The sequence below is a fragment of the Psychroflexus salinarum genome (assembly GCF_042677225.1).
Taxonomy (GTDB): domain Bacteria; phylum Bacteroidota; class Bacteroidia; order Flavobacteriales; family Flavobacteriaceae; genus Psychroflexus; species Psychroflexus salinarum.
The window spans coordinates 198,864-216,822 of sequence record NZ_JBHTIV010000023.1; the positions used below are offsets into that span (position 1 = coordinate 198,864).

Consider the following 17,959-nt stretch of genomic DNA (forward strand, 5'->3'; position numbering starts at 1 on the left):
TTATATAACAAATCATTTGTTTGATTTAAATTGGAGAGTGTTACGAGTTTAAGAAGTGCTAAATCTCAATGAGTCAGATTCTTACTAGTATAATGATAAGGTTTAAATTCTCAACCAAAGAACTTGATTAAAATTTTAAAGATTGATTACAAAGGCTTTCTAAATTTATTGCAGAAATGTTTGCAACTCAAAATCATTTTTGTGTTTGCTGACCTATTAAGAAATAAGCCATAAACAAAAAAGCCACAATTTAATGTGGCTCTAAAAAAATGAAAAGTTAGTTGAGATGTAATTAATATTCAACTGCACTCCATACAGGATTGGAGTATCCTGGAAATAAAAAGGTCCCACTCATTGTATTACCATTTAGAGTGCCTGTGAACTCATAAACTCCATTTGAAGTAGAAGAATCCATATTGTATTCTAATGTATTACCATTAAGAGACCAAACTCCATAAGTTGTGTAAGTTCCTGGAGAACTAGGCTCGTCATAAACAGTTGTGCCATCAGGATTGAAAATTATATCCGCGTGCCATGTGTAATTAGGGGTTGTGTTATCAAGAGATATAGTAAAATCCCAAGTTGTACCATCTAGTGAAGAAGTATTTAAAGTTATTGGGTTACCATAGCTAGTACCAGTGCTATTTGTTGCATAAACGCGAAAATGATAAGTTGTATTTGCTGTCAAACCTTCCACTAAGCTTGTAAACTCATTAGATGTTTCTGTTGTAATGTTATCGGAAGTAGTAGGATTTTGATTCATACTCCAACAAACTCCCCTAGATGTGACGTCACTTCCTCCATCTGAAGTGACGTCACCACTTATTTCAATTGAAGTGTAAGTAATTTCAGCATTTTGTTCTGTAGTAGTACTAGAAATTTCAGGAGCAGATGTTACAGGCCCATCATCATCATCACAACTGATAAAAAATAAAACAGTAAATATCAAGAGAGCATTCCAAAAATAATTTTTCATAAGATTTAATTTTAAGGTTTGAGTTTCTAAAATTCAGATTATAAAAGTCAAGTAAATAACTTAACTATTTGTTAAAATTAATAAATTATGATGATAAATCACTGTTTAATATAACATATTTTTGTAATTAGTTGAATATCGCCTGATGTTTAAAGATTTTTAGATCACTATTAAATAGTAAATACTTCAAAGTCTTGAAATTTTGATTTTTTTTGTTTCTATTCAAATTTCAACATTTCGAGAGTTGAGTTTCTAGTTTTTTTAAGAAAAAGCTTGAATTTAATTTAGGCTTTAGAAATTGTCATTCTTAATGAATAAATATTCAGAAACATTTTTTGGATATATAAAGGTTTTTTTGGTTCAAGTTTTGAAATACCTGAAATTGAAACTTTGTGTTAGAAAGGTATTTTAAATATGAGCACTTTTTAAGACTATTATATTACTCACTGTTGATGTGAAAGAGTCTTTCTATGTTAAGAAGGATCTTTTGCTTCCAATGTGAAATAGATTTCTTTTATCACTAAAATGACACATCAAATTGGATAACTAGTGCGGATAGAAAAGGAAAGCCAATAAGACTGATGATTTGTAAAAAAGCCAAGATCGAAAAGCAATTTTATGAGTTCTTTTGATTTTGCTAGCAGTTAATAGTTTAAAATACTAGTCCTATACTAATGTGTAAATTCTTTGTAAACAATGTAAATACCCATAAAAAGGACAAACCAGCCAAAGCCTTTTTTAAGTTTTTTACCATCGATGAATTTGTTGAGCCAAATCCCTACAAAAATACCAACGACCGATAGTCCTGTAAATATTCCCAAGAACTTCCAATCGATATCCATATTTTGAACATCGCCTAAGAAACCTATCAAGGATTTAACAGCGATAATCAATAAAGAAGTAGCAACGGCTTTCTTCATAGGGAGTTTGGCCAATAACACTAAAGCTGGAATGATAAGAAATCCTCCGCCTGCTCCAACAATTCCAGTAAGAAATCCAACGACAATACCTTCTATAATTATGAGGGGATAATTGTATTTTATCTCAACTTCTTTGTCTTCCAGCTCATCTTTTTTGTCTGTGATCATGGAATAGGATGCTAAAAGCATGATCAGCGCAAAAAATAGCATGATGCCAATATTTTTGGTCACTTCGAAGTCAGCTATAGTGAAAATGGAATCTGGTATGGCTGGAACCGCATATTTTCTAGTGGCATAAACAGCTAAAAATGCAGGAATAGCAAATACAGTAGCTGTTTTAAAATCTACCAAGCCTTTTTGCATATTACGTAAAGCGCCTACCAAACTTGCTGTACCCACTACAAAAAGAGAATAAGCTGTAGCTGTAACGGGGTCTTCTGAAAGTAAATATACCAACACTGGAACTGTAAGAATAGAGCCTCCGCCTCCAATTAACCCAAGTACTACTCCTATGATAAGTGCACCAAAAAAACCTAATAATTCAATTATTTCCATGAGGTAAATTTCATTTTGTAGTGCAAATGTAGAACTAGACCAAAGCTGGTGCAGTAACTTTGGTTACATTGAAAGTAAGGCTTTAAATTGATATTGAAAAATTATTATTTATCTTAGCGAAAAAATTATAAATGGCACTGGAACAAGAGGTAATGCAAAAAATGAAAGAAGCAATGAAGGCAAAAGATTCTGTTGCTTTAGCTTCTTTACGATCCATAAAAAGTGAAATCTTAAAAGCTAAAACAGCATCCTCTAGCAAGGAAGAAATTCCTGAAGCTGAGGAATTGAAATTGGTTCAAAAACTGGTAAAGCAACGAAAAGATAGTGCTGATTTGTACTTAGAGCAAGACCGTAAGGATTTGGCTGAAGCAGAATTGGCTGAAGCTAAAATCATTGAACAATTTTTACCAGCTCAGTTAAGCGAGGAAGAAATTGATAAAGAAGTCAAGTCCGTTATCGAAGAAACGGGTGCTGACTCTATGAAGGATATGGGAAAAGTAATGGGAATGGTTTCCCAGCGCCTGGCTGGAAGAGCTGACGGAAAAACAATTTCAAAAATTGTGAAAGGCAACTTGTCTTAAACTATTTTATTGTAATCTTGCAATTAATAGATTTCTGTCTTCACAGAAATTTGAGGCCGCGTGGCGCAACTGAATAGCGCATCAGATTTCGGCTCTGAGGGTTGGGGGTTTGAATCCCTCCGCGGTCACGAATAAGTCAAAATACCCTATTTAAAATCGAGCTTGCTTGAAATTTTAAATAGGGTATTTTGATTTTCAAAGCGGAACGCTTTGGGATGCACAAAGTGAATCCTTGATTAAAACGATAAGCAGAAAACCACGCTTTTGCTCATAATGAATTTCTTTGTCACAGATACAAGCAAAAACGGAACGCTTTAGGATGCACAGAGTGAATCCTTGGAAAATAATTAGATAAAAGGCTTAAATAAAGTTCGCTGATTTATTTAATTTTTCTTTATTTATCCTAAATTTTATAAATGAGTACAGAAGCTTACATCACGCTAGTAGTTATTGCACTTAGTATGTTCTGCTACATCAGAGAAAGCATTCCAGTAGATCTGGTAGCCATTGGCATTATGGTAAGCTTAGTGACCACCGGTGTAATTGATGCAGATAAAGCGATTTCTGGTTTTGCCAATCAAGCTACTCTGGCAGTAGCCGCTATGTTTATATTAAGTCAGGCGTTGATTAAATCTAATTTAATCGACTTGTTAGTTCCTTTCATGCAAAAATTACTGGGCAAAGGATATCCAAATTCCATATTTAGAATGGCATTTATGGTGAGCGGAATTTCAGCATTTATAAACAATACACCTGTAGTAGCAACCTTTATTCCAGTGGTAAACAGGACTACAAAAAAGCTTAAACTCTCTCCTTCCAGGTATTTAATACCACTTTCCTATCTGTCTATTTTCGGAGGGTGTTGCACTTTAGTGGGTACTTCCACCAACTTACTTGTTAGTGGAATGGCATCGGATAGGGGATTTGAAGGCTTTAATATGTTTACCCTGGCGCCCATTGGACTTTGTTTGTTTACAGTAGGATTGCTGTATTTGATGTTTGCTGGCCGTTACTTTCTTCCAGACCAAGGAACAAAAGACGTGATGGAAGAGCAGGAAGAAACAAAACGGTTTTTAGCAGAAGTCAGGCTAAACAAGAAGCCCGAGGAACAGGAAATGGGTTTAAACAATTTATTTAAGGATAAAGACATAGAAATCAAATACTACAAAAGAGATAACGCAACTGAAGATAAACCAGATCAGTCTAAAAAATTAAAAGAAAATGACTCGCTATTGATAGAAGGTTCTCTTAAGGAAATCAACAAATTGATTAAAAATGACTATTTCAGTCTAACAGAAGAATTTGAAGATAAAGAATTTCCCGATGAGGAAACTCGCATGATGGAAATCATCTTACTTCCAAATTCAGACATTATAGGTCAAAAGCTCTCAGAGGTCGATTTCCTAAACCGATACAATTCCAATGTTATAGGTATTCGCCAAAGAGGTAAAAAACAACTTTCTGATTTAAAGGAAGTCAAGCTACAGGCTGGAGATATACTAGTCTTACTAACCAATGAAAATGGATATCAACTCCTGCAAGAAAGTCAGGAAAAACGAAATTCACCATTTATCTCTGTTAGTGAGCAGATCATAAACGAAATAAACCCAAAGAAGCTATATATTTCAATTTCAGTAATTCTATCTGTCATTCTTCTGGCTACTTTCAATATTTTACCTTTGGTTATTTCAGCTTTTGCAGGGATTGTTGTTCTAAATATCCTTGGGGTCATCAATATGCAGGAAGCCTATCGGGCGATTGACTGGAAAGTGATTTTTCTGCTGGCCGGTTCCTTAAGTTTGGGGGAAGCAATGACCAGCAGCGGTCTTTCTCAGAATATAAGTGACCTGCTCATTGGTACCACAAGTAATTTTCAAAGCAAAATGCTTATGATCGGCATTTTTTATCTGATAACTTCCCTGCTCACAGAATTGATGAGTAACAATGCTTCTGCAGCTTTAATGGTGCCCATAGCATTCTCTGTTTCTTCAAGTCTGGATATCAATATCTTACCTTTTTTAGTAACTATAGCCGTGGCTGGAAGTGCGAGTTTTATGACGCCCATTGGTTATCAGACCAATACGATGGTTTTTAGTGCCGGTAAATACAAGTTTTTTGATTTTACAAAAGTAGGGGCTCCACTTAATTTGCTGTTCCTGGTTTTAGCCAGTATACTTATTCCTTATTTTTACCCGTTTTAAAGCGTTCTTCAATTTCAGAATCATCGTAAAACCGATTTAATTTTTTTTGTAAAAGCTGATAGCGAATAATACCAAACGTCAGTAAAAAAGCACTGATGACAAATAAGGCGTAGCCTACCCAGCTCAGGGGTTCAAAGTCTTCCAGTTTCACAAAGGCTATACCCGCGATAATCAGGTAAAAACTGGTGCGGATGTAAGAAAAAAAGGTTCGCTCATTGGCCAGCGTGGTGCGTTCCATGGCCAAAAAATCGCGTAGAATTATTTTTTCATTATTCCTGAAGTCACTTCTAAATCGTCTAAATTTTTTCATTGTTAATCTTTAAAATGCATTTCAATTTAATGAAAAGTATGGGATTTTTAAATCTTCTTATAATACTCTTAAAAGTTTTGAATTTATTTCATTAATATCTATTTTAAACAAACACTAAGTATTTCATAATAAATTATGATTAATACGCTGTTTTTAAATTGGATTATCAAAAAAGTTTAGTCATCAAAGCCTGGCTTCAGCGGGTTATTTATTTGGGTTTTCTGAATTGGAATATAACCCAAACCAAGTTTGAGTGAAATGACGAAGTTTTAGTGTTTTACTAAAATATAAGATTTAAACCTTTTATCAATGAATGACATAGAACAGACTACTGCGAATGCAAAATCGCTGATGAAGAACTTTTCAAAACGAACAGGACTTGATCCTGAAAATGGACAGATCAGCCAGCGCTATCTCTGGACCGATGCTTTTGCTCTACTCAACTTTTTAGCGCTTAAAAAAAGGGATGGAAGTAATGAGAACCAGGACTTAGCTTTAAAACTCATCCATGAAGTTCATCATCATTTAGGAAAATTCACACCAAACGACCCCAGAACCGGTTGGATAAGTGAACTTCCTGAAGAAAAAGCGAAGAATCACCCCGCGGTAAAAGGTCTTCGAATAGGAAAGCAACTTCCCGAACGTAAACATGAAGAATCTTATAATCAGCAGCTGGAATGGCAAAGGGATGGACAATATTTCCATTACCATACCCGCTGGATTGCAGCATTATTAAAAGCCGGCGAATTATTAGAAAAAAAAGAATTTGCCAAATGGGCAGCAGAACTCAGTTTAGCAGGCTCTTATTTTATCATTCATAAAAATAATGATATAAGCATGCACTGGAAAATGAGTGTAGATCTTTCCCGACCTCTGGTTCCGGCTATGGGAGCACATGATCCTTTGGAGGGTTTACTTTGTGCCTTACAGGCACGGGAAATGTCAGAGTTGTACAATGAGGAATTTGATATTTATATCGAAGATCTAAAATTACTCTGCCAATATTCCAACTGGCAGATGGAAGATGCGTTAGGAATTGGCGGTTTACTTTTAAATGTCATTCGCGCAACAGAACTTCAGAAAAAAATTGATTTGCCCGATTCTGTAAAACCGGAAAGACTGCTAAGAGTTGTAGAACAAAGCCTAAAGGCTTTTTATAGATCTTATGAACCCGAAAAATCGGCAAAGTATAGGCTGCCCTTTAGAGAATGTGGACTTTCACTAGGGCTTCGCTGTCTACAAGGAAATTTAGAATTCCTGGAAAAGAATGGTTTAAAACCAGACATCGCCTCCAAAATCTGGAGTATTGCCGATGAAATAGAAGCCTTTTGGCTTAGTCCTGAACATACGAAGGTGTCCACATTTCAGGATCACCTGGATATCAATGAAGTGAGTCTGGCAGCTAGTTTGCTTGCTCAAAATGCCCCTAATATTTACACCAGAACACACTCATTAAAACAATGAAATTATGAAAGATTCAATTACTGCAACACTACTGGAAAATAAAAATGATTTTAAGGATAAAGAAGGTTTAGACGCCTTGATCCAGTCCATCAAAGACAAAAAAATTGTGATGATGGGCGAAGCCTCTCATGGTACTCATGAATACTACAATTGGAGAGCCAAAATCTCTAAGCTATTGATGGAGGAACATGGTTTTGATTTTGTAGCGGTTGAAGGGGATTGGCCCGCCTGTTACGAACTCAACCGTCATGTCAAAAATTATGAAGATGCCGAAGAAGAAACGAAAACGGTTCTTAAGGAATTTAAAAGATGGCCATCCTGGATGTGGGCTAACTGGGAAGTCCATGAATGGGCACAATGGCTAAAAAAATTTAACAAAGAGCTTCCTTCAGATCAGCGTAAAGGCTTTTACGGCCTGGATGTGTATAGCCTTTGGGAGTCGCTGAATGCTGTTATGGAATATCTGAAAAAGGAAGATCCTTCAGCTTTGGAAACCGCAAAAAAGGCCATGCGCTGTTTTGAGCCCCATCGCGATGAAGGTGGACAAAAATATGCATTGTCTACAAGGTTAGTTCCCGAGGGCTGCAGCAGAGAAGTGACTCAGTTACTTTCAGAAATTCGTAAAAATGCCACGAATTACAATTCAGACCGGGAACATGCGTTTAGCACCGAACAAAATGCACTAGTCACCAAAAACGCTGAAAAGTATTATCGCATCATGGCTTCCGGAGATGAATCTACCTGGAATCTTCGAGACCGGCACATGATGGATACCCTTAACCGACTTATGAAATTTCACGGTGAAAATGCCAGGGGAATTGTCTGGGCACATAATACGCATATAGGTGATGCTTCTTTTACCGACATGGCCGGACAAGGATTATATAATATAGGAGAACTTGGGCGAAAGGAATACGGTAAAGATAAGGTATCGCTCATTGGTTTTGGCAGTTACCAGGGCAGCGTACTTGCAGGAAGTGCATGGGGCGCACCGGTAAAAGAAATGGAACTGCCGGAAGGACGTGAGAATAGTTGGGAAGATATATGTCATCAAGCTGGCGATCAGTTTCACATTAACATGGATGACCTTAAACACATTCCCGAATTACAAGAAAGGATTGCACACCGAGCAGTCGGTGTAGTTTATAACCCAAAACATGAACGCTTTGGAAACTATGTGCCCACAATAATACTTGAACGTTATGATCACTTTTTGTTTTTTGATAAAACACAAGCTTTAAATCCTATAGATGTTTCTGTTGAGGATTCTAAAATCCCTGAAACCTATCCTTATGGCTTGTAAGTCATAAGGTGTTTTTAAAGAGCTTAAAATCACAAAAAATCATACTATTAATTGAAAACAAATTCAGAAAAAATGAGTAAAATAAACTCAGACAAAACTTACGATTTGGTTTGCATAGGAGGTGGAATTATGAGTGTGACTCATGCTTTGTTGCTTAAAATTTTAAACCCCGCCTGTAAAATCTTAATTCTAGAAAGGCTTTCCGAAACCGGGCAGGAAAGCTCCAAAACCATGAATAATGCAGGAACAGGCCATGCCGGTAATTGTGAACTCAATTATACTAAAGTAAAAGAAGACGGCAGCCTTGATATTTCCAAAGCACTTGAGGTATCTCATGATTTTGAATTGACCAAGCAGTTCTGGAGTTATCTCATCAAAGAAGACTTTTTATCACATCCAGACGCTTTTGTGTTTCCAACACCCCATTGCAGCTGGGTGCATGATGAAAAACAGGTCAGACTTCTCAAAAAAAGATATGAGGCTATGAAAAGCCATGTCGAATTTGAGGACATGGAATATACCGAAGACTTTGACAGCATGCGTGAATGGTTTCCGCTTATCATGAGAAACAGGAATGAAAATGAGCCTCTGGCTGCAACGCGTGTAACTCACGGAACAGAAATTGATTTTGAAAAGGTCACCGAATCCTTTACAAACCTCTTGAAAAATAAATTTGATGTTGATATCCTGCTAAATCATGACGTAGAGGATGTCAACAGAACTGCTGAGGGCTGGACCGTAGAAGGTAAAATCAGATCTGAGGATAAGTCCTTTGGTTTTGAAACTGAAAAAATTTTTATAGGCGCCGGAGGCGGAGCCCTGCTACTGCTGCAAAAGTCAGAAATTGAAGAACATGAACATTATGGTGGTTTTCCCGTGAGCGGAAAATGGCTGGTTTGTCAGAATGAAGAACTCATCAAAAAACACGATGCCCAGGTCTATTCTAAAGCAAGTGGAAATAACCCACCGATGTCGGCTCCACATTTGGATACACGTCACATTGATGATAAAAAAGCGCTTTTGTTTGGTCCTTTCGCAGGTTTTAGTACCAAATTTTTAAAAAAAGGGTCTTCCTTAGACCTTCCCTACTCTGTTAGTTTTGAAAACATTCCTACCTATTGGGGGGTCTTCTGGAAAAACCTTAACCTCACCAGGTATCTTGTAGAACAGGTGGTGACCGGAAAAGATGCTCAAATGGATGAATTGAGAAAATTTATAAAGGATGCTAAGTCTGAAGACTGGAAAATGCAAACGGCAGGACAAAGGGTTCAAATTCTTAAGCAGAGTAAAGCAGAAGGAGCTTTGCTGGAGTTTGGTACTGAAGTCGTTTCCAATACAGACGGAACCGTTACAGCTTTACTGGGAGCTTCTCCGGGAGCATCAACTGCTGTAAAAATTGCTTTAGATATTATAAAGCAGGAATATCCGGATTTACTGAATTCAGACGAAGTCAAAACTAAGCTTGATCGCATGATTCCATTTTGGAATAAGCCTGTGGAAGGAAACGAAGATGAATTTAGAAAAACACGTAAGCAATGCCTGGAGAAACTGGATTTAACGCTTACAGCTTAACCGTATTTTGAAATGTTTCTGACTTTTCAAATTGAACAAATTACATAAGAAATAAATAGTTTAACCTTAAAAACACGACATGATGAGCACAAAAAAAGACATGATAGAGCGTCAACTTAAAAAAAGAGGCATTGAGGACCAAGCGGTGATAAGTGCTATGCAGGAAGTGGACAGGAGGCTTTTTGTACCTGATGATGAGAAAGACAAAGCTTATGAAGATAGTCCTTTGCCCATAGGTAAATCTCAGACAATTAGTCAGCCTTATATCGTTGCTTATATGGCTCAGGTTCTTGAACTGAAAGATAGTGATAAGGTTCTTGAAGTGGGGACTGGCTGTGGTTATAATGCGGCTGTTTTATCACGCTTAGCCAAACAAATTTATTCAGTTGAGATAATAGAATGGCTGGCCGATTTGGCTAAAGAAAATCTGGAAAAAACAGATTACGACAATATAGAGACTCGACACGCTGATGGCTATGAAGGCTGGCCTGAAGAAGCACCTTTTGATGCGATTCAACTCACGGCAGCTCCTAAAAAAATTCCCGAAACACTAAAAAAGCAACTGAAGATTGGCGGTAAGCTTTTAGCACCTGTAGGAACGGCTTCTCAGAAGTTAATTCTTATCGAAAGACTGGAAGAGGATAAATTTAAGGAGGAAACTTTACTGATGGTAAGATTTGTGCCTATGACTGGGCGAGCTCAAGAAGATTAAACATTTGTATCTTCAAATGTGTGACTCATTTCAAAAGCAAAAAAGATGGATAGTAAATCATATAACGAAAAACGAAATTTTGACAAAACCGACGAACCGAAGGGAGACAAAAAGACAAGCAGTGGTGACCAGCCGATTTTCGTCATTCAAAAACACGATGCAAGTCAACTTCACTACGACTTCAGAATAGAGATAGATGGCACCTTAAAATCCTGGTCTGTTCCTAAGGGACCAAGCACCGATCCCAGTGAAAAACAGATGGCGATTCCAACCGGAGATCACCCTATTGATTATGCCGATTTTGAAGGCGTAATTCCAGAAGATGAATATGGTGGAGGAACGGTTATGATTTGGGATAAGGGAAAATTTGAAAATACAAAAAAAGATGACGAAGGAAATCCAGTGGACCTTAAAACCTCTTTTGAAAACGGAACTATTGAAATTGATTTGAAAGGAGAAAAACTCAAAGGAGGTTATGCTTTAGTCGAGATGGATAGCGGTAAAATGGAAGGCAACTGGCTACTCATAAAAATGGATGATGAGGAAGCTGATGCTCGTCGTAATCCAACAAACACAGAACAAAAGAGCGTAGAAACGGGAAGAACCTTAAATGAAATTGAAAAGGAAGAAAGCGACTGATGAAATTATTGAAAGACCTTATAGAGCAAGACGTTTTTGAAAAAGCTAAGGAGAAAAAATTTCCAGGCTTTATAAAGCCTATGCTAGCTACACTAACTGATGATTATTTCAATGATTCTGAATGGATTTATGAAAGAAAACTAGATGGTGAGCGCTGTGAAATCTTAATTGAAAACGCCAAGGTTTTTATCTATTCCAGAAATGAAAAGAAACTGAATTCTGCCTATCCTGAACTGGTTGAGGCTCTGGAAAAAGAAAAATATCCCAATCTTATTCTGGATGGTGAAATAGTCACTTTTGATGGAGATTTGACCAGCTTTAGCAAATTACAGAATCGAATGCAACTCAAGAATTCAGAGGATGCTAGAAAATCTGACGTAAAGGTTTACTTGTATGTGTTTGATATTATGTATTATCAGGACTATGCGATTGATCAGTTTTCTTTGAAAGCACGCAAAAAAATATTGAAAGCAGCACTAACTTGGGATGATCCCGTCAGGTTTGTCGCTCATCGTAATGAAGATGGTAAAGCCTTCCATAAAGAAGCTTGCCAGAAAGGCTGGGAAGGCATCATTGCTAAAGACGGGGAGTCCACTTATGTGCATAGCCGCAGCAAAAAATGGCTCAAGTTTAAATGCGCGAAAAGTCAGGAATTGATTATAGGAGGTTTCACAGAGCCCGAAGGAGAACGTCTGGGTTTTGGGGCTCTGCTTGTTGGCTATTACGAGGAGAATGCACTTATGTTCGCCGGAAAAGTCGGAACCGGATTTGATGACGAGTTTCTTAAGAAATGGCGAGAAAAATTTAATCAGATTGAACAGGACTTCAGTCCTTTTGAAAATTTTGATAACGACGAAAACGGAGCCAATCACTGGATCAAACCTAAATATGTTGGAGAAATCGGTTTTACAGAATGGACTGATGATAATAAATTACGCCACCCTCGATTTTTAGGCATTCGCGATGATAAAGAAGCAGAGCAGGTAACTAAAGAAGTTCCAGAATGAAAATAGAAGACATTGACATATCAAACCCCGAGAAAACGATTTTTCCAGACAGGGAAATTACCAAACTGGATCTGGTAAACTATTACGAAAAGATCGCTGACAAAATGCTGCCTTATCTCAAAGATCGTCCGCTCACTCTTCAGCGTTTTCCCGATGGAATTGATACTAACGGATTTTATCAGAAAAATGCAGCTGACTATTTTCCTGATTATATTGAAAGAATCTCCATAGAAACCAAACAGGGAAAGAACACACAAGTGATTTGCAATGACAAGAAAACGCTCATCTATTTAGCAAATCAAGGGGTGGTAACTTTTCATACCTGGTTGTCAAAAAAAGATGAATTACAAAAGCCTGACAAAGTCGTGTTTGATTTAGACCCCCCAAAAAATGCTTTTGAAAAAACAAAAGATGCCACGCGAAAAATTGGGGAATTCCTCAAAAATGAAGGGAAAGATGCACACGTAATGACAACCGGGAAAAGTGGATTTCATATATGGTATGCTGTCAAACGAACTAAAGATTTTGATGAGAGACGAGAAGAGATTAAAGAGCTAGCTGAAAAAATGAAAGAAAAACATCCCGATATTATCACCACGGCTACTAGAAAGAACAAAAGGGATGACAAGGTTTTTGTCGATTACCTTCGCAATGCTTATGGTCAGACTTCGGTTTGTCCTTATTCTCTCAGATCTATACCCTCTGCTGGTGTAGCCACACCAATTCGGTGGGATGAATTATTAAAAATAGAAAAGGCAGACCATTATACTTTTGATAATATATTTAGACGTTTAGGGCAAAAAGACTAATTCCGATTTCTGAAAAACTACTTTTTAATAATTATTAGTTCTGAAAAATTTATTTCACATAATTTGAAACATAAATTTTAAAATTTGATTCTCTTTAATTATCATTAAAGTATTCTTAAATACTTTACCACAGATCAAGTAATCCTTAAATTAAGTTCGTAGAATTTTTTATTAACTAATAATTTAAAAACTGAAATAAATGGCAATTATAACAAAACAAGAAGTCTTAAAATTAGCAAATAAGCAGAGTGCGAGTTGTATTTCTATTTATATCCCAACTCACCGTGCAGGTTCGGAAACATTAGAAGGGAGAGATAAAATGAAACTAAAAACTCAACTTAAGCAGGTCAAAGTGAAGTTAGAAAAACAAGGTTTGAGCGATAAAGAGATAGAGGAAATGGTCAAGCCAGTAGATGAGTTAGTGAATGACAATGAATTTTGGAGACATCAATCTGATGGTTTAGCTATTTTTCTTTCTGAAAATACATTCAAACAATATACACTGCCCATTCATTTTGAAGAGTTTAATTATGTATCCGATGAATTTTATCTAAAGTCACTAATGCCTTTATTCAATGGAAACGGTTTATTTTATCTTCTTACACTAAAGAATGACGAGGTTAAATTCTATGAAGGTACACGTTATACCATGACAGAAGTTATTACTCCTGAAGAAGTTCCGTCAAGACTGGAAGATGTTGTTGGGTATGATTTTGAGCAGAAAAACCTTCAGTTTAGATCTGGGCAGCAAGGCGATAATAAATCTGGAATGTATCATGGTGCCGGAGAAGGAAAAGCTGAAGAATTAAATGAAATGAAACGCTACTTCAGAGCTGTAAATGACGGTATCATGACGATGCTTCATGATGACCAAAAGCCGCCATTAGTTGTGGCTTGTCAGGATTTTCAATTTCCTGTTTATAAAGAAGTCAACACTTATCAAAACCTACACGATGAGCATATTTCCGGAAATCCAGAAGATAAAGATATAAATCAACTTCATGAAGAAGCTTGGAATCTATTAGAACCTTATTTCAGTAAGGATCGTGAAGAAAAGTTAAACTTATATTCTGAATATATCGGAACTGGCAAAGCTACAGCAGATGTAAATATGATTATAAAATCTGCAATTGAAGGGAGAATAGACAGCTTATTTGTACAAAACGGTGCTGAAATTTTTGGTGAATATGATAATAATAGTCAAGTAGTGAATATTCAAGACGAACTCACAGAGAACAATATTTCTTTACTCAACCTTATCGCCATCAAAGTATTTGAAAAAGGTGGTACTATTTACATAATGGAAGAAGAAAATATGCCAGATGAAAATCATAAAAAAGTAAATGCTTTATATAGATACTAGTTTATCTTAAGTCACATCTTTTAAATGGCAGGTAATTATTGTCTAATTTATATTTAATTAGACAATAATTACCTGCCATTTCTTTTCTAACTTTATATCTATTCAAAAATTAAAAAATGGCTTTAGGCAGTAAACTACAAAAAACTAATAGTGTCTTATTTTTTTGTTTCCTTTTAATTGTAGGATTATACTATGGATCCTCTTTTTTAATACCACTTACATTTGGAATATTTTTCACCACTTTGATTCTTCCAATCAGTGATCTTTTCGAAAAAAAATTAAAATTTGGGAGAATCCTTTCATCTTTCATCAGCACATTCATTTTATTCTTAGTTGTTGGAGGACTTTTCTTTTTGTTGTTTAGACAATTCAGCTTATTTGTAAACGATCTTTTGGAAAGAAAAGAGGATGTTCTGGGCTTTGTTGAAAACTTACGTGAACAAATCGTTCATTTAACGGGAATTACATTGGAGCAACAAGAAGAAGTGTTTAAGGATAAAATTTTTGGAATGATCCAAGAGTTACAGAAGCACTTGTCGAGTTTATTAAACAATTTTGTAGATATTTTGATGAGTTTCCTTCTTATGCTGATTTATGTTTTCTTATTTCTAATTTACAGAGATCAATTTTTCAATTTTTTCATGAGGTATGTATCCAGCACTAATAAGAGCGGAGCAGAAACAATTATCAAAAAATCAAAAAATGTAGCCAACAGATATTTGTGGGGAAGAGTTCAGGTCATGATTGTGTTAGCAATCATGTATACAATAACCTTTATTGCCTACGATCTTGAGTACTCTGCACTCCTTATTATTTTTGGTGTTTTGGTGACTATTATTCCGTATATAGGTCCATTTGTAAGTGGTCTGTTGCCCATATTATTTATGATAGTCTTCAGCGATAATTCTACAGAAATAATTTCTTTTGCTGTCATTGTACTTGTCATTCAATTGATTGAGAGCTATGTATTAGAACCTATAATTATAGGTTCTGAAGTCAAGCAAAGTCCATTATTTGTGATTATAGCTGTAGTATTAGGCGGGTTGATATGGGGTTTTGCAGGATTAGTATTATTTGTGCCTTTATTTGGGGTAATGAAAATCATTTTTGACAATACAGCTGGACTTGAACCCATAGGCTTATTAATAGGTTATAATAGTGATAAACCTTCTGAAGGTGACAAAAAAGACGAAAAAATCGAATAATAGAAAGCTAATATGGAAAGAGCAATTTCAGGAGTAAAAATTGAATGTTTAAAAGGAGATATTGCTGCGCAAAATGATATTTTAGCAGTGGTAAATGCTGCTAATGCTCTGCTTAAAACAGGCGGCGGTGTAGCAGGTGCTATACATCGCGCTGCTGGACCTGGTCTTTATGACGAATGCAGATCTTTAGCACCTATCAATCCAGGAGAAGCTGTTATTACTGGAGCTTACAGACTTCCAAATGAATATGTTATCCATTGTCTGGGTCCTGTTTATGGCAGGGATCAACCAGAGGATGAACTACTAGCTGACTGTTATCGTAACGCACTGAAAATTTCAGAAGAAAAGGGGATTAAGTCTATTGCCTTTCCAGCTTTATCCACGGGTGCTTTTGGTTATCCTTCAAAAGATGCGGCTAAAGTAGCTTTCAAAACTATTTCAGAACTGCTTTCAGAGTTAAAAGCTGTTAACAAAATTCGGTTTGTACTTTATGATGAAAAAGATCTGGAGATTCATGAAGACATTTTATCCAAACTTTACACTTTAGTAGATTAGAAAAATTTAATTATGTTAAAACTAAATTGAATTCCTAATATGAGCAATAACAAACTCAAAAGAACACTTGGATTATGGGATATCTTGATGTTTGGAATAGGAGGGATTGTTGGCGCAGGCATTTATGCTATTATAGGAGAAGCAGCAGCTTTAGGGGGTAATATGCTCTGGCTAAGTTTTGTAGTGGCTGCCTGTGTAGCTCTTCTCACAGGCTTAAGCTATGCTGAGTTTGTAAGCAGGTTTCCAGATTCTGGTGGAAGTTTCGAATATATAAAACAAAGTTTAGGACACAAAGCTGCTTTAGTAATGTCTGTCTTGATGATGTTTACAGGTATAGTAGCGGCGGCGGCTATTGCTATAAGTTTTGCCAGCTATCTTACTAGACTTCTAGAGTTTCCATCTTGGATTATCGTTATTGCTATTGTAGGACTCATGGCTTTATTCAACATTTTTGGAGCAAAGTATAGTTCATATTACAATTCATTCGCAACAATAATTACATTGCTGGGCCTTGCTGTTGTTATCCTCGTTTGCATACCCGATATTGGGAATACAGATCTCACACAATTCAACAATTTTGGATGGAATGGCATATTGGCTGGAAGTGCACTTATCTTTTTTAGTTATGTTGGCTTCGAGGATTTAGTAAAAATGGCTGAGGAAACTAAAAACCCTGAAAAGGTAATGCCTAAAGGTGTTCTCTTAAGTGGAATAGCTGTCTTGTTAATTTATGTACTTATAGCAATAAGTGCGGTGAGTGTTTTGGATTGGAATAAACTAGCTCAAGCTGAAGGACCATTAGCAGCAGTTGTCCAAGCAAAATTAGGAACAATTGGTGCTACTGGGCTAGTAGTCGTGGCTTTATTTGCAACCAGTAAGACAATTTTGAGTAATATATTGGGGACTTCACGATTGCTATATGATGTTGCTAGGGATAGTGATATTGGATGGCTCAAGAAATTTACTACAATTTCTGGTATTGGAAATGCTCCAAATTATGCTATTATCGCTATCGCTCTTGTAGCTATCGCCTTCGGTTTACTAGGGAACCTTAAACTAGTAGCGAGCATAAGTAATATTTTTATCTTCATCGTCTTTGGTATGGTAAATTTCTCTATGCTTGTTTTTCGCTATAAAAATAAAGGAAAACAAAAGGCTCCTTTTCATATCCCGCTGAATATTAAAAATATCCCTGTTCCAACTATAATAGCTTTAGCAACAATACTTATTCTTTTTGGCTATAACATTTATAATTTAACACAAGGCAATTTATGATTTAACTATCGGAAACACCTAGGATAAAAAACATGTCAACTGAGATTTTATTTAAATCGTTCATAGTTTAAATTTCTATCATCATCATCATCATCTATAAAAAAACTTTGAATATGCCTATACATCTTTAGCTAATTTGATGCAAGGTATATTACATATTGTTTTATTAGCTAAAGTACGTCATGAGGTGGCAAGACCTGATTCTAAAAGCTATTGTACAAAAAACATTAGTACTTGCCTTTGATAATATCAAAGAGGAGAGTGCCGTGATAATTTTGATTGATATTTTATAAAATATAACCTTTATACGCTTCCTCTTAAATCAATTTCATTTCTGCAGTTGCTCACAAATCTTTATTCTGAAAGTATTCTAAAGCTTTTTAGCAAATCTCATAAATAAATACTAAAATAATTTTGGACTTGAATAATACTTAATTATTTAATAATTTAAATGAAATCAACATTCAATTCGATTACATTAATAATTAAACTACTATTAAATTTTTTTAAAT

General features: G+C 35.9%; 16 protein-coding genes and 1 tRNA gene. 14 read left to right on the forward strand and 3 right to left on the reverse strand.

What is annotated here, in order from left to right; translation table 11 throughout:
• Positions 1-292: 292 nt before the first annotated feature.
• Positions 293-976, reverse strand: a complete 684-nt coding sequence (locus ACFQ0R_RS13020; RefSeq protein ID WP_379658814.1) for a hypothetical protein — start codon at positions 974-976, stop codon at positions 293-295.
• Between the two features lie 671 nt (positions 977-1,647).
• The gene (locus ACFQ0R_RS13025) at positions 1,648-2,451 is read right to left on the reverse strand and encodes a sulfite exporter TauE/SafE family protein (RefSeq protein WP_379658815.1); all 804 of its coding nucleotides are present in this window, start codon (positions 2,449-2,451) and stop codon (positions 1,648-1,650) included.
• Between the two features lie 131 nt (positions 2,452-2,582).
• Between ACFQ0R_RS13025 and ACFQ0R_RS13030 the strand changes: the two genes are divergently transcribed.
• From ACFQ0R_RS13030 to ACFQ0R_RS13040, 3 genes are all read left to right on the forward strand, one after another.
• Positions 2,583-3,032, forward strand: a complete 450-nt coding sequence (locus ACFQ0R_RS13030) for a GatB/YqeY domain-containing protein (RefSeq protein WP_379658816.1) — start codon at positions 2,583-2,585, stop codon at positions 3,030-3,032.
• Between the two features lie 54 nt (positions 3,033-3,086).
• A tRNA-Arg gene (locus ACFQ0R_RS13035) sits at positions 3,087-3,160 on the forward strand.
• Between the two features lie 288 nt (positions 3,161-3,448).
• Positions 3,449-5,233, forward strand: coding sequence for an SLC13 family permease (locus tag ACFQ0R_RS13040; RefSeq protein WP_379658817.1), 1,785 nt, complete (start codon positions 3,449-3,451; stop codon positions 5,231-5,233).
• On the opposite strand, the gene ACFQ0R_RS13045 is transcribed toward ACFQ0R_RS13040, so the two are convergent.
• Entirely contained in the window at positions 5,208-5,543 is a 336-nt protein-coding gene (locus ACFQ0R_RS13045; protein WP_379658818.1) for a DUF202 domain-containing protein, read from the reverse strand. The genes ACFQ0R_RS13040 and ACFQ0R_RS13045 overlap by 26 nt on opposite strands.
• 309 nt (positions 5,544-5,852) lie before the next feature.
• Here ACFQ0R_RS13045 and ACFQ0R_RS13050 point away from each other — a divergent pair, with 309 nt between their 5' ends.
• The 11 genes from ACFQ0R_RS13050 to ACFQ0R_RS13100 all read left to right on the forward strand — a co-directional run bounded on the left by ACFQ0R_RS13050 (position 5,853) and on the right by ACFQ0R_RS13100 (position 17,447).
• Positions 5,853-7,007: a hypothetical protein gene (locus tag ACFQ0R_RS13050; protein WP_379658819.1), complete on the forward strand. Its 1,155-nt coding sequence runs from the start codon at positions 5,853-5,855 to the stop codon at positions 7,005-7,007.
• A 4-nt stretch (positions 7,008-7,011) separates the two neighbouring features.
• Positions 7,012-8,310, forward strand: a complete 1,299-nt coding sequence (locus tag ACFQ0R_RS13055; protein WP_379658820.1) for an erythromycin esterase family protein — start codon at positions 7,012-7,014, stop codon at positions 8,308-8,310.
• Positions 8,311-8,382: 72 nt separating this feature from the next.
• On the forward strand, positions 8,383-9,882 hold the full coding sequence (locus ACFQ0R_RS13060; protein WP_379658821.1) for a malate:quinone oxidoreductase: 1,500 nt from the start codon (positions 8,383-8,385) through the stop codon (positions 9,880-9,882).
• A gap of 79 nt (positions 9,883-9,961) precedes the next feature.
• The gene (locus ACFQ0R_RS13065; protein ID WP_379658822.1) at positions 9,962-10,594 is read left to right on the forward strand and encodes a protein-L-isoaspartate(D-aspartate) O-methyltransferase; all 633 of its coding nucleotides are present in this window, start codon (positions 9,962-9,964) and stop codon (positions 10,592-10,594) included.
• Between the two features lie 45 nt (positions 10,595-10,639).
• The gene (locus ACFQ0R_RS13070) at positions 10,640-11,233 is read left to right on the forward strand and encodes a DNA polymerase ligase N-terminal domain-containing protein (protein WP_379658823.1); all 594 of its coding nucleotides are present in this window, start codon (positions 10,640-10,642) and stop codon (positions 11,231-11,233) included.
• Positions 11,233-12,240 (forward strand): non-homologous end-joining DNA ligase, encoded by a 1,008-nt coding sequence (gene ligD, locus ACFQ0R_RS13075; protein ID WP_379658824.1) that lies wholly within the window; start codon positions 11,233-11,235, stop codon positions 12,238-12,240. Before ACFQ0R_RS13070 ends, ligD (ACFQ0R_RS13075) begins: the two co-directional genes overlap by 1 nt.
• Positions 12,237-13,049 (forward strand): non-homologous end-joining DNA ligase, encoded by an 813-nt coding sequence (gene ligD, locus ACFQ0R_RS13080; RefSeq protein WP_379658825.1) that lies wholly within the window; start codon positions 12,237-12,239, stop codon positions 13,047-13,049. Before ligD (ACFQ0R_RS13075) ends, ligD (ACFQ0R_RS13080) begins: the two co-directional genes overlap by 4 nt.
• Before the next feature lie 199 nt (positions 13,050-13,248).
• On the forward strand, positions 13,249-14,412 hold the full coding sequence (locus ACFQ0R_RS13085) for a baeRF7 domain-containing protein (protein WP_379658826.1): 1,164 nt from the start codon (positions 13,249-13,251) through the stop codon (positions 14,410-14,412).
• Between the two features lie 116 nt (positions 14,413-14,528).
• Complete coding sequence (locus tag ACFQ0R_RS13090) at positions 14,529-15,617, forward strand: AI-2E family transporter (protein ID WP_379658827.1); 1,089 nt, start codon at positions 14,529-14,531, stop codon at positions 15,615-15,617.
• Between the two features lie 12 nt (positions 15,618-15,629).
• Positions 15,630-16,172 (forward strand): macro domain-containing protein, encoded by a 543-nt coding sequence (locus ACFQ0R_RS13095; protein ID WP_379658828.1) that lies wholly within the window; start codon positions 15,630-15,632, stop codon positions 16,170-16,172.
• Positions 16,173-16,211: 39 nt separating this feature from the next.
• Positions 16,212-17,447 (forward strand): APC family permease, encoded by a 1,236-nt coding sequence (locus ACFQ0R_RS13100; RefSeq protein WP_379658829.1) that lies wholly within the window; start codon positions 16,212-16,214, stop codon positions 17,445-17,447.
• Positions 17,448-17,959 lie beyond the last annotated feature (512 nt).

Bases quoted from the DNA above. Each gene is read 5' to 3' on its own strand.
- ACFQ0R_RS13020 (WP_379658814.1), bottom strand. From the start codon at position 976: ATGAAAAATTATTTTTGGAATGCTCTCTTGATATTTACTGTTTTATTT.
- ACFQ0R_RS13025 (WP_379658815.1), bottom strand. From the start codon at position 2,451: ATGGAAATAATTGAATTATTAGGTTTTTTTGGTGCACTTATCATAGGA.
- ACFQ0R_RS13030 (WP_379658816.1), top strand. From the start codon at position 2,583: ATGGCACTGGAACAAGAGGTAATGCAAAAAATGAAAGAAGCAATGAAG.
- ACFQ0R_RS13040 (WP_379658817.1), top strand. From the start codon at position 3,449: ATGAGTACAGAAGCTTACATCACGCTAGTAGTTATTGCACTTAGTATG.
- ACFQ0R_RS13045 (WP_379658818.1), bottom strand. From the start codon at position 5,543: ATGAAAAAATTTAGACGATTTAGAAGTGACTTCAGGAATAATGAAAAA.
- ACFQ0R_RS13050 (WP_379658819.1), top strand. From the start codon at position 5,853: ATGAATGACATAGAACAGACTACTGCGAATGCAAAATCGCTGATGAAG.
- ACFQ0R_RS13055 (WP_379658820.1), top strand. From the start codon at position 7,012: ATGAAAGATTCAATTACTGCAACACTACTGGAAAATAAAAATGATTTT.
- ACFQ0R_RS13060 (WP_379658821.1), top strand. From the start codon at position 8,383: ATGAGTAAAATAAACTCAGACAAAACTTACGATTTGGTTTGCATAGGA.
- ACFQ0R_RS13065 (WP_379658822.1), top strand. From the start codon at position 9,962: ATGATGAGCACAAAAAAAGACATGATAGAGCGTCAACTTAAAAAAAGA.
- ACFQ0R_RS13070 (WP_379658823.1), top strand. From the start codon at position 10,640: ATGGATAGTAAATCATATAACGAAAAACGAAATTTTGACAAAACCGAC.
- ligD (WP_379658824.1), top strand. From the start codon at position 11,233: ATGAAATTATTGAAAGACCTTATAGAGCAAGACGTTTTTGAAAAAGCT.
- ligD (WP_379658825.1), top strand. From the start codon at position 12,237: ATGAAAATAGAAGACATTGACATATCAAACCCCGAGAAAACGATTTTT.
- ACFQ0R_RS13085 (WP_379658826.1), top strand. From the start codon at position 13,249: ATGGCAATTATAACAAAACAAGAAGTCTTAAAATTAGCAAATAAGCAG.
- ACFQ0R_RS13090 (WP_379658827.1), top strand. From the start codon at position 14,529: ATGGCTTTAGGCAGTAAACTACAAAAAACTAATAGTGTCTTATTTTTT.
- ACFQ0R_RS13095 (WP_379658828.1), top strand. From the start codon at position 15,630: ATGGAAAGAGCAATTTCAGGAGTAAAAATTGAATGTTTAAAAGGAGAT.
- ACFQ0R_RS13100 (WP_379658829.1), top strand. From the start codon at position 16,212: ATGAGCAATAACAAACTCAAAAGAACACTTGGATTATGGGATATCTTG.